This window comes from Ercella succinigenes (assembly GCF_900002895.1).
Map to the genome: position 1 here is coordinate 248,304 of NZ_CDHP01000040.1, position 15,507 is coordinate 263,810.

The following is a 15,507-nucleotide window of genomic DNA, read 5'->3' on the forward strand; positions in this document are numbered from 1 at the left end:
ATATGTAAAAGTCGTCACTGATTCTGCTAACAAAATAATTTGTTATTCATGAATTGGGAAAACGGCAAGGGGGTATTTTATGGATGGGTTTAGAAAAAAACAGGTCTCAAGCATTATTTTTTTACTGATAATCCTATTACTGTTGGCACCAATAATGGTAGCTGCTGAAAATATTACATCGCCGGTTGTTTTGAACAACGGGCGTTTGCGTTTTGGTACAGGCTCGGCAAATTCGATTAATCAATCAGGTAATTTGCTGCAGCCTTTCTATCAAAACAACATTGGACAATGGCGACAATTAACTTTTTCTGATTATCCGCTTGATTTTGAAATACGTGAAGGCGGAGACGGCAGTAATTGGTGGAATATAAATGGAGCTTCTGCTTATAATCCCACACTGCAAAATCAGACTTTTGATTATAGTCTTTATACACAGACTGCAGGTGGTGGTTACGGCACTATTAAAACAATTGGTACATTTACAATTAATGGTAAAGCTGTTGAGTTGACGACAATATATACTCTTCCTGAAAACAAATCACTTATTAGTGTAACATCAACATTTAAAAATATAAGCAGCCAACCCATGACTAATTTGCGATACTGGGTTGGAACACAAGATGATTATGTTGGTAATAGTGATTCCAACAATAAAACAAAAGGTAATATTATCGATGGCGTCTTTGTGCCTATATCTGCGGCTTCGGAACAGTCCAAGGCATTAAAGATAGACAATGTGAATGAGGCTGTCTTTTTTTTCACTAATTCAGACAAAGCGAATAATATAGTTGGAAGCCGGTTTGGTTGGCAAAATATTATAATTAGAAATCCAGTTGACTCTCCTATTGCAACTTTTGGTGATAATTCCTATGCCTTTTATGTGCGTTTTGATGATTTACAGCCAGGAGAGTCGGAAACTATTAATTGGTATTATGCAGCTGGAGCTGCAGCTGATATAGATAGCATTGTGCAGGATGTTTTTGACAGTGTTCAGCCAGTACAGAATATTACAAATAATTCAATGCAATTTACACTAAATTCTCAAAATCCAGCAACTGCCTATTATGTTGTAGTTCCTGAAACTGAAGCTGAGCCTTCAGTAGAAAATATTCGCAATGGACAGAACGCAGAAGGGAATTTGCCAATTTCTAGCGGAACTGTTAACTTACCGGCAATGGGATCAGCGACGATAGTTGTTAATGATTTGCTTCCAGGAACAACTTATAAAGTATATATTGTCTTTGTTTATGACAATGATACTCAATTTATACCTGATCCGGTAGAGTTTGAAACGACAAATCAATATAGTATAAATTTTGATAGTAATGGCGGAACTTCTGTAAACAGCATTGTATTAGATTATGGTGATCCTGTTATTGCCCCAACTCCTACCAGAATTTTGTATAGGTTTAACGGTTGGAGTCCCGAACTTCCAGAGACTATGCCAAATGAAGATATAACTGTTACCGCCCAGTGGCAGCCGGCGGAAATAATTGCAACCTCAGCTACAATTTTAGGAACAACTTCTTTTTACGCAAACTGGCAGACTCTTTATGATGCAACTAATTATTATTTAGATGTCTCAAGAGATAGTAATTTTGAAACTTTCGAAATTGAGAATTTAAATGTTGGTAATAATTCTACTCGTTTTGTTGATAACCTGTCTCCAGGTGCGACCTATTATTATAGAGTAAGAGCTGGAAATGGAGAAATAATTTCACAAAATTCAAATGTTGTTGCTGTAACAATGCCAAAAGCATTACAAAACATTAGTTTTAATGCGACAAAAACATTAGTATATGGAGCAGAAGAATACACTCCCGATGCAGTAGCAAGCTCTGGTTTGCCTATAACTTATGCAAGTTCTAATTCTGATGTTGCTGTCATAGAAAATGGCAAAGTAAAAATAACTGGTGTAGGGACAACAACTATAATTGCTACACAAGTCGGCAATGAAGCTTATTTGCCTACGCAAGCATTACAAACTTTGACAATCACACCCAAACCAATCACAGTGATAGCAGACAGCAAGACAAAGGTCTATGGATCAGCAGATCCTGCACTAACTTGGAAAATGCCATTAGGTAGTCTTGCCTATGAAGACACAATAGAAAGTGTATTTAGTGGTAGTCTGACAAGAGAAACCGGAAATACAGTAGGCAGCTATGCCATAAATCAGGGCAGTTTAGCAGCAAACAGTAATTACAATATCAGTTATACAGCTTCTAATCTGACCGTTACGCGTAAAACAATCATGGTAACAGCAGACAGCAAGACAAAGGTCTATGGATCAGCAGATCCTGCACTAACCTTGAGAATACTAGTAGGCAGTCTCGCCTATGAAGACACAATAGCAAGTGTATTTAGCGGTAGTCTAACAAGAGAAGCCGGAAACACGGTAGGCAGCTATGCCATAAATCAGGGCAGTTTAGCAGCAAATAGTAATTATATGTTCACTTATATAGCTTCTAATCTGACAATCACACCCAAACCAATCACAGTAACAGCAGACAGTAAGACAAAGGTTTATGGATCAGCAGATCCTGCACTAACCTGGACGATCCCAGAAGGCAGTCTTGCCTATGAAGACACAATAGCAAGTGTATTCAGTGGAAACCTGACAAGATCTGCCGGAAACACGGTAGGCAGCTATGCCATAAATCAGGGCAGCTTAGCAGCAAACAGTAATTACACTCTTGGCTATACCACTGCCAATTTGACTGTTACACCCAAACCAATCACAGTAACAGCAGACAGCAAGACAAAGGTCTATGGATCAGCAGATCCTGCACTAACCTGGACGATCCCAGAAGGCAGTCTTGCCTATGAAGACACAATAGAAAGTGTATTTAGCGGTAGCCTGACAAGAGAAACTGGAAACACAGTAGGCAGCTATGCCATAAATCAGGGTAGCTTAGCAGCAAACAGTAATTACACTCTTGGCTATACCACTGCCAATTTGACTGTTACACCCAAACCAATCACAGTAACAGCAGACAGTAAGACAAAGGTTTATGGATCAGCAGATCCAGCACTAACCTGGACGATCCCAGCAGGCAGTCTTGCCTATGAAGACACAATAGCAAATGTATTTAGCGGTAGTCTGACAAGATCCGCCGGAAATACAGTAGGCAGCTATGCCATAAATCAGGGCAGCTTAGCAGCAAACAGTAATTACACTCTTGGCTATACAGCTGCCAATTTGACTGTTACACCCAAACCAATCACAGTAACAGCAGAAAGCAAGACAAAGGTTTATGGATCAGCAGATCCTGCACTAACCTGGACAATACCAGCAGGCAGTTTAGCCTATGAAGACACAATAGCAAGTGTATTCAGTGGAAACCTGACAAGATCTGCCGGAAACACGGTAGGCAGTTATGCCATAAATCAGGGCAGCTTAGCAGCAAACAGTAATTACACTCTTGGCTATACCGCTGCCAATTTGACTGTTACACCCAAACCAATCACGGTAACAGCAGAAAGCAAGACAAAGGTTTATGGATCAGCAGATCCAGCACTGACCTGGACAATACCAGCAGGCAGTCTAGCCTATGAAGACACAATAGCAAATGTATTTAGTGGTAGCCTGACAAGAGACGCCGGAAATACAGTAGGCAGCTACACCATAAATCAAGGCAGTTTAACAGCAAACAGTAATTACACTCTTGGCTATACAGCTTCTAATCTGACCGTCCTGCCTAAACCAATCACTGTAACAGCCGCAAATATAAATAAAATATTTGGACAGCAAGACCCCACACTGACCTGGACAATCCCAGCAGGAAGTCTCGCTTATGAAGACACAATAACAAATTCATTTAGTGGTAGTTTGACACGAGAATCTGGAGATATAGTAGGCTTGTATGCCATAAATCAGGGAAGTCTAAAGAGCAGCAAGAATTACTTAGTCAACTTTGAAGCAGGGAACTTCATCATCAGCAGAGAGATAAGACAAAACACGCAAAACACGGTAACAGGAGTAAGAGCAGAAAATGTACTTGAAAGTGTAACTCTGCCAGAAATGGAAGAAGAGGATGTAGATCTTGTCCACGTAGAGCTTGCAGTTGAACAGGTGGAGCAACCGGAACAGGCAAACAAACCATATGTAATTTCTGCCCGGGAAACGCTTTCAGAAGAAAACAGAGTTTTGTTACAGGCCTTTGACATTTCATTGATCAAGACAATCGTCAGAAATGACGGAACATTAACCACCGGCAAAGTAGACAATAGCGAAATAACAGGCGAAATAACAGTATTGCTACCATTGCCGCCGCAATTCGCAAGTTATAATAATCTACAGGTCATATATATAAATGACGAAGGCGAAATAACAGCATTTGAAACAGAAATAGTAGAGAGAGACGGAATACAGTATCTGCAGTTTAAGACAAATCATTTTTCTGTCTATGCAATAGTAGGAGATGCACCCGAAGCATTGCCCAAAACAGGAGAAAGCTCTAATATGCTAAAACTACTATCTCTTGCAGCAGGAATGTTTATCTTAATAAATGTAAAATATAACTACAAAAAGAAAAGTTGCGAACAAGAAAGCTGAGAAAAAATTATCCTGAAAAAGTGAAGCAGGAGACGCTTATTTATTAGAGTCACAAATTTTATGGCGTAAATGCCGCAGTCAATTAAACCCTTGTCTGACAAATATTTCAGACAAGGGTTTTTTCAAGTTCTTTTGCACGATATTCAAGCTTCTCATTCTTTTAGGTTAAATGCATCGTAGGTAATCTATCAGGTGGCAACCTGTTTATTATTGCAAGGTTGTCCGTTATAATAAAAACAAGAAGAGTTTTTGCCTTGATTTAGGAGAGCGCTATGTCAATCAATTATCAAAACAATTCCCAAGAAGATCATGCCAGTACAAACGATACAAGCAAGGATTCAAACATTATAACCAGCGATAGCAAGACTTTTTTTGACAAAGAGATTAAACCGCATCTCAAGCTGTTGATTTTTCGGCAACGTCAAGCGATAGTAGGATTTTTTATATCGGCAGCAGCAGGATTGGTTCTTCTTGCGGCCTTTTTGCAAGATGCAGGAAACGTCTATTCTACTGTAAATGAAATCTGGGACTTTTTGCCACTGATAATCATAATGGCGATTACAATCGTTATGTTTTTAGTGCCATACATGCATCTTTCTGGTTTTAGAAATAAAGCAAAGATAAAAATAATAGAGCAAATTTGCCCAAAAATGAATCTGGATTATACAGAGGATGCTTTATCTTTCCCGGTAAAAAGCTTTGCCCAAGCGGGGCTTTTGCCGTTTTATGAAGATAACAAGGCTAAAATCCAAAATAATTTAACGGGAAAAATAGATGGTATTAGATTTTCGGTAGCAGATGCCAATCTGAGTGAAAGTCGAGGTTCAGACCCACAGAACCAATCAATATCAAGAACTTTTCGCGGATTGCTTTTACGACTGGACTTTCCTGTCAGCCAGAAAGCCACTATTCTTCTGAGTAAAAAAAGAAAGCCGCGATTTCCATTTGGGAGTCCTCAGCTCGATCTAGTTTCAATTAATGATTCCGATATCGAACAAATATATAATGTTTATGCAGATAATCCTGATAAAGTGGCAAAAATACTAAATGCAGAACTGGCAAAAGTCATACTTAAACTTGATTCTCAACTCAGTACTGATGCTAGAACAGAAAAGGGAATTGAAGCAGCACTGGGGAAAAATATATTAATCGCCATACCAACAAAAAAGAGTCTCTTTGAATTTAGCGCTTTCAAATCAGTAGCAGATCCGAAGCATGCAGAAAATATACTTTTTATCCTTAAAATTATTAAAGACATCATCAGTGAAATGAATTTTACTTTTGTGCAGGAAGATTAACTAAAGAGAGGAGCTTCCCGGATGTCTAAAGATAAAAAACATATAAAACTGATTCTAGCGGCTTTTGTTTTGATTTTTGTTATTGCAGCAGTTCTGCTTATTGTTTTTGCTTTGAGAAATTTTGCCGATAAATCAGTGAGTAAAAAAGGATTATGGCCAACTCAAAATTCAATCAAGAAGCCGGTGGAAATGAATTTTTCCGGTGAAGGGATTGTGATTGGTGATTTATTTAAGTATGGAATTTTGGTTGAAATACCTGATAATACTTTCGAAAATAAAACCCAAATAAGGCTGTCAAAACCAGAGCATCAAATACAATATGACGACCTGGCTTTTAGTCCTCTAAGTGATATATATCAAGTGGAGTTTATTGGTGATCAGCAGCGTACAGATGAGCCTGTTACTATTAAACTAAAATTCGATTCAAATAACTTGCTTGACGATCGTGATCTGGGAGGTATATGTGTTGTGCATTATCATGACGATAATGCTTGGACTTACTTTTCGCCAAAAGAAGTGAATCTAATAGAGAGTTATATTGTGATTGAAACATATCATAATTGGCTTTTTGGAGCAGCTGAGCTGACTCAAACACAAAGAATTGATAACTATCTTGATCAGCGTAGTCGTCAGCAGTGGGCAATGGAAAAGCTAGGATCAGAAATCAGGAAGGATATTGCAACTGATCTGAATGCTGTTGTTGAGCCGATGGTCAAATCTCTACTTATCGATGGCTTTGGTAGCAATGACCAAAAATTAATATACGAAATAACGGAAGATGTCATCAAAATGGTTATTGGCAATAAAAAATATGGCGACGTCATAGTCAGTTTATATGAAAAAGATTTGGTTGCACTCAGTAGTAATATTTGTAAACATGCAGGTGAGGTTATTGCCAATCACGTCAAATCGGGTGTTCTGAAAACAACTACTGGACTTACCGGAACTGCCGCTAGTGCGGCAGGGGCATTATCAGCAGGAGATGTTGACGGAGCACTTGCATATTTGGCTGACTATTCGAGTGATCATATACTGAATAATGCGTTATCAATTCCTTTGAAAGCAATAAGCAGAGAAATTGATTACTGGAAAAACAATGAAATTGAAAAGGCATACTTAGCATATCGTGACGGCGGCTCGGGTAATCTTTTCTGGGGATACAACAATGAAAAGAATGATTTTGAGGATCTTTGGCAACAGATGAGAGCTTTGCGCAGGCAGGTCATAATTGAATATGATAGTGATGAAGTAAAAGCAAAGGCAGCTATAAAAGCTACTTTTGATAAGAGGATTTCTCAGGAGAGGGAGCTTGCAACTATTCGTAAACAACAAGCTGATCTGATAAATATTTTTCTTGATGAGGATGATAGAATTCCAGAACTCAACTACAATCTTATGATGCGGCATAAAAGTACGGAAGAGAGCATGGAACAATTTTTTGATAGACTTTTTTTATACACTCAGGAAGCACTTATCCATACTGGACGGGAACATATAAGTATGGATCGATATTTTACGCCTGAGCATCAAAGAGATGATAAAACAATACATGTAGATACACTTAAACAGTTGCTAGACATTCGTTTATCCAGCAGTGGAGATGATGACTGGTATAATCAGCAGCTTATGCTCAGGGGACTTGTGCCACCAGATGATCGATTTAGTATCAGATTTGAAGGCGAACGAGAAGTGACTTTGTTGCTTGAGTCAGGACAGACACAGATCACGCATTCATTTAATGCACAAGCTGAACCTGCTGGGTTGTACAAGTTTGTCTGGGATTTCGGAGACGGAAGGCGCATAAGTACTAATCCTGAGCAAGAGGATTTAGTCCTTTCAGGAGGGAGATATACATATAGGAATTTGACAGAAAACACAGTTTTTTATGCAGAGGTCAAGTTGGTAAACCAGCAATATGAAGATGTGATTTTGGCAAGCGACCGTATCACTATTCGCATTCTGATTTCAGATCAGGAAACTCAACCTGTTGAAGAAACAAAAGAACCAACACAAGAACCGACAGAAAACCCTGAAAATATAGAGCAGCCAGATAAAAGTCAAAGTATCAGTGGCATATATGCTGGAACATATAATGGCAAAGCGGTATCTCTATCCGTTGATGATAAAGGAAATGTAACAGGCGAATGGCTACAAGATTTTGGACACTACAGTAATGGATATGATATATCGGGAAACATAGCAGACAATTTCGTAACCATTGATCATACACATACGCTTTATTTTGAAACTGGAGAACCTATTGTTCAAGAAAGTACTCGCACCCATAATGTAAGTATCAGGAAAAATGCCGAAGGGGAGAATATACTTATACTATCAATGTCATGGGAAAGTCTGTCTCTAGTTCAAAAATGAAAAATATGTACAAGAACATCAAATCAATCGTTCAATTATCAAAATATGTCTGTTTTTACGGGAAAAACCTTCATCTCCAGAAATGATAATCCGACCATGACCACGCAAAGAAATCGTCATTCCCAGACGAATTTCTCTATCCGGACGAGTCTCCTCCAACCAGTCTACCATCACCTGTCCACTGCGAATATAATCCGCCATTTGTGTACGTGATGTTCCAAAACCGCCTGCCGCAACTTTATCAAGACGAAGTGATGCTGCAGTGATTTTAATCTGCTCGCTGTTTCTGACAGGCGGCTCAATATCTTGCAGATTAAAACGATTTATAACAGCTGAATAAGATCCTATTTTCAAAAGATTATTCTCAATAAAATCCATGATAGAAGACAAGCAAACAACAACCGCAGAGCTATCTTTTACCATAATATCCCCTATTTGGCTTCGGCGAAAACCCAAACCAAGAAGGCTGCCAAGAAAATCACGATGAGTCAATGACGCAGCTTTAGCAGTTGCTTTCAACTCTAATGCACCTACAATTTCAGCAATTTCCGAAGGTTCAAGAGCCTGTCCGCTCTTATAATCCGGCAAAAGAAAGCAGATCTGCCGCTCCGCATCCTCAAAGCCACCATAAAAAGAATGCTCAACTTTATTCTTACGCAGCCAGACCTGTGCCGCTGCCCTCTCCGGTGGCGCCAGAAACTCCGAAAAAGTGATAAATCCCTGCCTATCAGCCTGATCAGCCAAATCACTTATCCGACTAATAACCTCGCGCATCTCCCTTGTCTGAAAAGAATGATCCATTATTACTACTCTCCATTATTGCCAACTTGAAAAATATTAAAATAATTCAAAAATCAATTATATATCATGTATTAGATGCGGTCTATTATTTGAGAGCGACTGAACTGTAACTATAAAATAATAAAGTAACTATAGTTAAAATAAGATCAAAGTAAATAAGCACAGGAAAACAGCAGTCCTTAATGCTGTAATAGCTGCTCCAAGATTAGCAGAAGGGACACATGTGTCAGACAAGGCTCGTATTCAGATTAGGCTAGGATGTAGTGATAACAGTAGTTTTAAGCTTTTTTGTTATTTTATCAGAGTGTCCCTGATCTTCTTTTTCCAGACTGCTTTGATGCTAATAGGTAAGATACCAAAAAATATAATTGGCACTATCTATTTGTAACCATAGATATTAAGTCGATAAATTTGTTGTTAAATAAAATGACCTTTTTGTGAAAAATCCAGAAAATTTCGAAGCCTCATAAAATTTTTGAAATTCAAATAAAAACAAATTGTATTAAAGTTTTCCTTGAAGTGTTCGTATAATAATATGAATTAGTTTCGTTAAGATACATTATCATAAACAATAAATTGATACTTGATCTGTGTATCTTAATGAATATATATGCAAAGTGCAGAGTAAGGGGGGGAATATATTTTGCGATAACTAATTCATTAAGAGACGAACATAAAATTTTATGACAAGAAAAGTGAGGAATTAGTAATGTTCAAAAAGACAAAGATATTTGTAGCTTTTATTCTTGGGGTAAGTATGTTGATTTCATCTTTGTTGCCAGTTTCTATATTGGCAGACGATAATGCTCCAATAACACAGGAAATAGATATATCTATAACGGTAGATGAAGATAGAAATTGGATACTTCAGGCTGAATCAAAAGAACAGTTTGATGCAATTTATGCTATCAATATTTATCTTAGTGAAGATCATTTAGATCAATATTATTATATAGATCATGAATATGAAGAAACCGGAGTTATAGTAGACGAAAATAATTTGCAAATTATTTTTACGCCACAAAGCGGCATTCAAGTTAACGCAAATCTGGATAAAGGAACTTATAGAATATTTTTAAGGATTAAAGAAGAATACACAGGAGCAGAACAGGAGACGCTATGGTTTTTGAAAGAAGATTTAGAAATAACATATGAACTTCTTGAAGCTCCTGCACTTAAGCGATATGAACAAAAACAAAATGATTCTCCCTATTATGATGGAAGCGTACACTTGTTTTTTGATGAAGATCATGAAAATATTCAAAATTATATTATGAACGCAGACTCGTTATTGGCTGAATTCTATCAAGATGGTGAAGTAGTCAACATTGAATACTTAAATAAAGAATACTCTCATTTTCAGGGTGATTTTAAATACAGTATTTATATGTCAGCACAAACAATTGGTCAGATGAGATTGCCTTCAGGTAATTATGAAGTAAAAATAATCAACCAAGGATATAAACCTGTTTGTTTTGATATGACTTTAGATAGAGGCTATAGTGAGTCTGGAAGCTTGTCTATACAAGATTTAGGCAACGGTGGTTTGAAAATTATTTCAGATGAGCAAGAAGTTGTAGACTCAATATATGCGATAAATTTTCATGCAGAAACAGCTAATTACTACCTTCATATAGATAGTAAAAACATAATTAACAGTAATAATGTTATTGAATATAAAAATCGTCTCAGACAGATGGACATTACTGCAGGGGAATATGAAATTTTTGTTTATACTACTTTCTTCGGCACTTTTTATATAGATGAAACTTTTACATATACAGAACCTTCAGCAAAAACTGTGCCTGCAGATATTCAAATAGAATATGATGAAAAACAGCAGATAATTTCTATAGCAAGCGACGATGAAGAATTTATTAAGTACTTAAACGTTGCTGTGCTAACAGATGAGAATGGTATCGAAACAGAGCTGCATCTTTATAATTTAGATCCAGTAAGGAATCCTTATACAACTTTCAGATCCTTTATTTTTGAGAATAAAATCAAATCAGGAGAATATCAAATTAAAGTTAAATCTGGAGGGTATGAAAGTTATACAGGTACAATAGAGATCACCAATGGTTACCTGGAAATAGATCCTTCTGAGGTAATTTTTGAAGAAAATGAAGACGGGGATCTTGTGGTTTATCTCGATAATGAAAAAAATGCAGAAGACTTTGTTAACGCTGTAAGAAATATATATACTTTAATCGATGGTAATTATACTCTTTTAACATATTTTTACGAACAAATAATAATAGATAATAAAATAATTCTTCCATATAATCTTGTGAGAAGAGTTCTTCCAGATACAGGCGAATATGATTATCAGATAGTATCAAATAGACATGAAAATATTGAAGGATCATTTGAAATAAACAAAGAATTGATTTTAAAAGAAGCTGAAGTAACGACAAGTGTTAATACTGACGACTTCAAAATTGAATTTTATTCAGATGATAAAGATTTTCTCATGAATATGAAACAAGTAATTATGCACTATAATGGAGAAGATCTGCCTCTAGATTTTCAAAGAGTTTATACTTTTGATGAAGAAAATGATAATTACTATTTAGAATATGTATATATTGCAAATAGCAATCTTATAAAAAACAGTTTTGCCTTTGGAGATCAGCTTGATCTGACTATCTCGGCATATTTTTACCAAGATGTATCGTTAAGTGTTTCAGATTTGCAATTAGGAATGCCGACAATTCCAGACAATATAATTGTCGAACAGCAAGATAACGGGGATTTATATATTAAAATAGACAGTATAACAGATTATATTGCTGGTTTTAAGGAAGTACACATTATAGATAAAATTAATAATTATAAATACTATATAAATTCTGTAGATCTGTCTTCTGGCGAGGCGACAATTAGCTATAAAGATTTAGTGAACAGCATTTGGTATTATATTCCTTCTATCTATTCTGTAGTGCTTAGTACAGATAAATATGACTATTCAGGGTTAGAGATAAAAACAGGAATCCCTTTGAGTTTTGATTACTGGACATATCCAAGTGATATTAAACTAACTCAAATTGGTAGCAATATAAAGATAAGTACATCGTCAGAAGACTTCTTGAACAGTATAATTCAAATAAAACTAGAAGATGTAAAAACCCAAAAAGCATATTATAGTATAGCCGCAGATAGGCGTCACATGAAAGATGGATTTGTAAGTATAGATTTAGAGAGCTTTTGGGATGGTGAACCGCTTATTATAGCACCAGGACACTATAATATAAGTTTGTCTGTTTACGGTTTTGGTGGATCATCAGAACATAAAAACTTCTATATAGGAGAACAAAGAATTATTGAAGAAAAACCAGTAGAGGAAAAAAACACAAAACCTAAAAACCCAGAAACAGAAAATAAAAATCAGCCTGAAGTTCCCGTTCAAAAAGAAGTAAAACCTTCCCAGCCTACAACAAATAAAGGTGCAACTTTAATAACTACACCTTACAAAAGCACAAAAACTGAATATAGCAGACCAGAAATTGAAATCTCTGAAACGGAGGAAATTTTACCAGTAGACCATGATAAATCAATACCTGAAATTATTGCAAAAATGGATAAGTCAGTGTATTCTGAGCCGGTAAAACTCTCTGTTAAAATACTTGACACAACAACAGAAGAAGGGAAAAAAATAGCAGAAACAATAGAAAAAACCATCAATCGTGTATTAGAAGACGCAGTAAAGAATAATAACGGAATAACAAAAGCAGGAAAAATTGAGAAGATATTATTACTTGATCTAGATCTTTTAACAATAGCAGGAAACCAGTCGGTACAGCCGATAGATGGAAAAGTAACCATTTCAATACCTCTTCCAGATGATTATGATCCGGCAAAAACTGTAATTGCCCATATGAAAGCAAATGGAACCGTAGAAATTTTAGAAACGGTCATAAAAGATGGATGGATAACCTTTACAGCCGATAGTTTTTCTCCATATGCAATTTTGCAACTAGATATACCTGTAGCAGAAGCAGGAATAGCATCGGCAGTAGAAACTATTAAGACAAACCCTATAGAAATGACAAAAGCAGGTGAAAACTCTAAAACTGCTCAGATGTACATAATTATTTTAGTTATAACAATGGCTGCGATAATAACAACGCGATCAGCTATAGTAAAAAGACAAAAGACATAAAAACAGCCTAATAAACACTGTTCTTACACTGGATAATACCTATAATGATAAACACTAAAAGAAGCCTGGAAACAGGCTTCTTTTAGTGTTGCAAACAAGATAAATAAAATCAATTCAATACAGATATGAATTTAATTCTTAAAACCATTAGCAATATAAAGCAAAAAATCCAGCCGCAACAATAGTTTTAGTCAAATAGGAAGAAAGTCCGGAAAAAATTTGTTATGCAGTATGTAGATTGGAGTAATTACTCGAAAAATTCGATGAGTTGAAGTCTTCTGAATATGTTACAATACCAGAAAATGCCGAAGAGTGCCGAAGAGTGCCGAAGAGTGCCGAAGATTAAATAAAAGGAGGCCTAAAATGAGTTTATTGAATGCTATTCAAAGTGGTGAAGGGAAAAATGTTGAATTTAAAGAAGAACTACCTGGTAATCAAGCAATTGCAAAAACAGTAATTGCTTTTTCTAACACAGCAGGAGGCAAGCTCATTATTGGCGTCAGTGATCAAGGCAATGTGACTGGACTTAAGTCAGATGTAGACATTTTCGAAATGCAGGATAAGGTTGCATCCGTTATTTATGACAATTGTTACCCGAATGTTCTTCCAGATATTTACACAACAACAATAGACAATAAAGTGCTTTTAGTGATTGAAGTATATAGAGGTAATCTACTCCCATACTATTTAAAGAAGTATGGAAAGAGTGAAGGTACCTATATCCGCATCGGTGCTACCAATCGAAAAGCCAGTTATGAAAACATTCTTGAGCTCGAAAGGCAACGGATGAACTTGAGCTATGATCAAGAAGCCAATAGAGAAGTTGATTTTGATGCTTTGGATCTTTCGCCGATATTAGATCGCTTCACTAAAGTAAATAAATCATTAGACAAGTCGGCTATGAAAAACCTTAAATTGGTGATTGAAGAGAATGGTATCTTATATCCATCAAATGGTCTACTGATTTTACTTGGCAAGTTTGAACACGTTAGAATGAAATGCAGTCGATTTAAAGGAACCACAATGGATGTATTTTTGGATAGAAAAGAATATGATGGTGATTTATTAACACAGCTTGAAAATACAGAGAACTTTATTAAAAATCACATTCGCTTAGGTAGCCAAATCAAAGGTCTACAACGGGAAGATCAGTATGAACTCCCCATAGAGGCTATAAGGGAGAGTCTGGTTAATGCAGTAGTGCATCGAGATTACTCAAATGATGGCCGAGATATCAAAGTTGGTATCTATGATGATATAGTTAACATTGTTTCTCCGGGGGCTTTCCCTAGCACGATTACACAAGCAGATCTTCTTGAAGGAAGGTCAGAAATTCGAAATAAAGTGATTGCCAGAATTTTTAAAGAACTGAACTATATCGAGCAGTGGGGCAGCGGTATTCGAAGAATAAAATCAAGCTGTAAAGCAAGAGGTTTGAAAGAACCAGAGATTTTAGAGAAAGGCGATTTTGTAGATGTAAGCTTGTATAGGGAAGCAATAGATGCCGTTGAGGCAATTAATGATATTCCGGCGTTATCACATCAAGAAGAAAAGGTTATTGAATATCTGAAGGCAAATGAGAACCATATTACAACAAAAGAGGCAGAATTAGTTCTGAATGTCGCTGAAAGACGTGCAAGAGAGATTTTGAAAGATATGGTAAGTAAAGAGATTCTTGAGAGAGTGGGTAGAACGACAAATACGCATTATAGCATTAAGGACAAAGATGTTAAATAATCAAAAGAATTTGCTTTGATAGAATTAATTATCGTGATAGCAATACTAGGAATTATTGCTGTAATAGCTGCTCCAAGATTAGCAGAAGGGACACTCAAATAAAATAATTTAAACGCTGGTAAAAACCTAATATCAGTCTTTCCCAAAGATTTGAGAATAAAAGGTGTCTGACACATGTGTCAGACATTATTTAAAGCCCAATTGCTGAAATTCGTTGCCCTAGAGGCGGTTTCAGAGATACAAGAAAAAACCTTGATTGACACATGTGTCAGACAAGGGTCGTATTCAGATTAGACTATGATGTATTGATAACAGTAGTTTTAAGCTTTTTTGTTATTTTATCAGAGTGTCCCGGCTTCGGCAGCAGCAGCTTTTCCAAGCCAGAGATCTGCTAATATCTCTATATTTATTTCCCCTTTAACATTAAACATCACGTGCCCGCTTTTGTACCAAAACAGGAACCGGTTCCAATAACTGTAATTGCCAAAAGATATTATTGAAAAAAATTTTCAAAGCAAGAAAGCTTTTTCTTTTGGTGATTTTGCCATATAAAATAATGTTTGTATTATGTTTTATGC

The 15,507-nt window shown here is 36.3% G+C and carries 6 protein-coding genes and 1 pseudogene; 6 read left to right on the plus strand and 1 reads right to left on the minus strand.

The genetic code is table 11. The annotated features are described in order from the left end of the window. The first annotated feature begins 79 nt into the window (after positions 1-79). From AC0KSB_RS09740 to AC0KSB_RS09750, 3 genes are all read left to right on the plus strand, one after another. Positions 80-4,558 (plus strand): MBG domain-containing protein, encoded by a 4,479-nt coding sequence (locus AC0KSB_RS09740; RefSeq protein ID WP_472308723.1) that lies wholly within the window; start codon positions 80-82, stop codon positions 4,556-4,558. 272 nt (positions 4,559-4,830) lie between these two features. Beyond that, positions 4,831-5,856, plus strand: a complete 1,026-nt coding sequence (locus AC0KSB_RS09745; RefSeq protein WP_472308725.1) for a DUF3137 domain-containing protein — start codon at positions 4,831-4,833, stop codon at positions 5,854-5,856. Positions 5,857-5,877: 21 nt separating this feature from the next. Then, positions 5,878-8,229: a hypothetical protein gene (locus AC0KSB_RS09750; RefSeq protein ID WP_472308727.1), complete on the plus strand. Its 2,352-nt coding sequence runs from the start codon at positions 5,878-5,880 to the stop codon at positions 8,227-8,229. A gap of 18 nt (positions 8,230-8,247) precedes the next feature. Here AC0KSB_RS09750 and AC0KSB_RS09755 read toward each other — a convergent pair whose 3' ends face one another. Beyond that, positions 8,248-9,030, minus strand: coding sequence for a YlmH family RNA-binding protein (locus AC0KSB_RS09755; protein ID WP_472308729.1), 783 nt, complete (start codon positions 9,028-9,030; stop codon positions 8,248-8,250). A 709-nt stretch (positions 9,031-9,739) separates the two neighbouring features. Here AC0KSB_RS09755 and AC0KSB_RS09760 point away from each other — a divergent pair. From AC0KSB_RS09760 to AC0KSB_RS09770, 3 genes and pseudogenes are all read left to right on the plus strand, one after another. After that, on the plus strand, positions 9,740-13,192 hold the full coding sequence (locus AC0KSB_RS09760; protein ID WP_472308731.1) for a hypothetical protein: 3,453 nt from the start codon (positions 9,740-9,742) through the stop codon (positions 13,190-13,192). 363 nt (positions 13,193-13,555) lie between these two features. Next, positions 13,556-14,929 carry an RNA-binding domain-containing protein gene (locus AC0KSB_RS09765; protein ID WP_472308733.1) on the plus strand — a complete coding sequence of 458 codons (1,374 nt, stop codon included), beginning with the start codon at positions 13,556-13,558 and terminating at the stop codon, positions 14,927-14,929. 12 nt (positions 14,930-14,941) lie between these two features. Continuing rightward, positions 14,942-15,031, plus strand: a pseudogene (locus AC0KSB_RS09770) (prepilin-type N-terminal cleavage/methylation domain-containing protein); the annotation flags it as partial. Between the last annotated feature and the right edge of the window lie 476 nt (positions 15,032-15,507).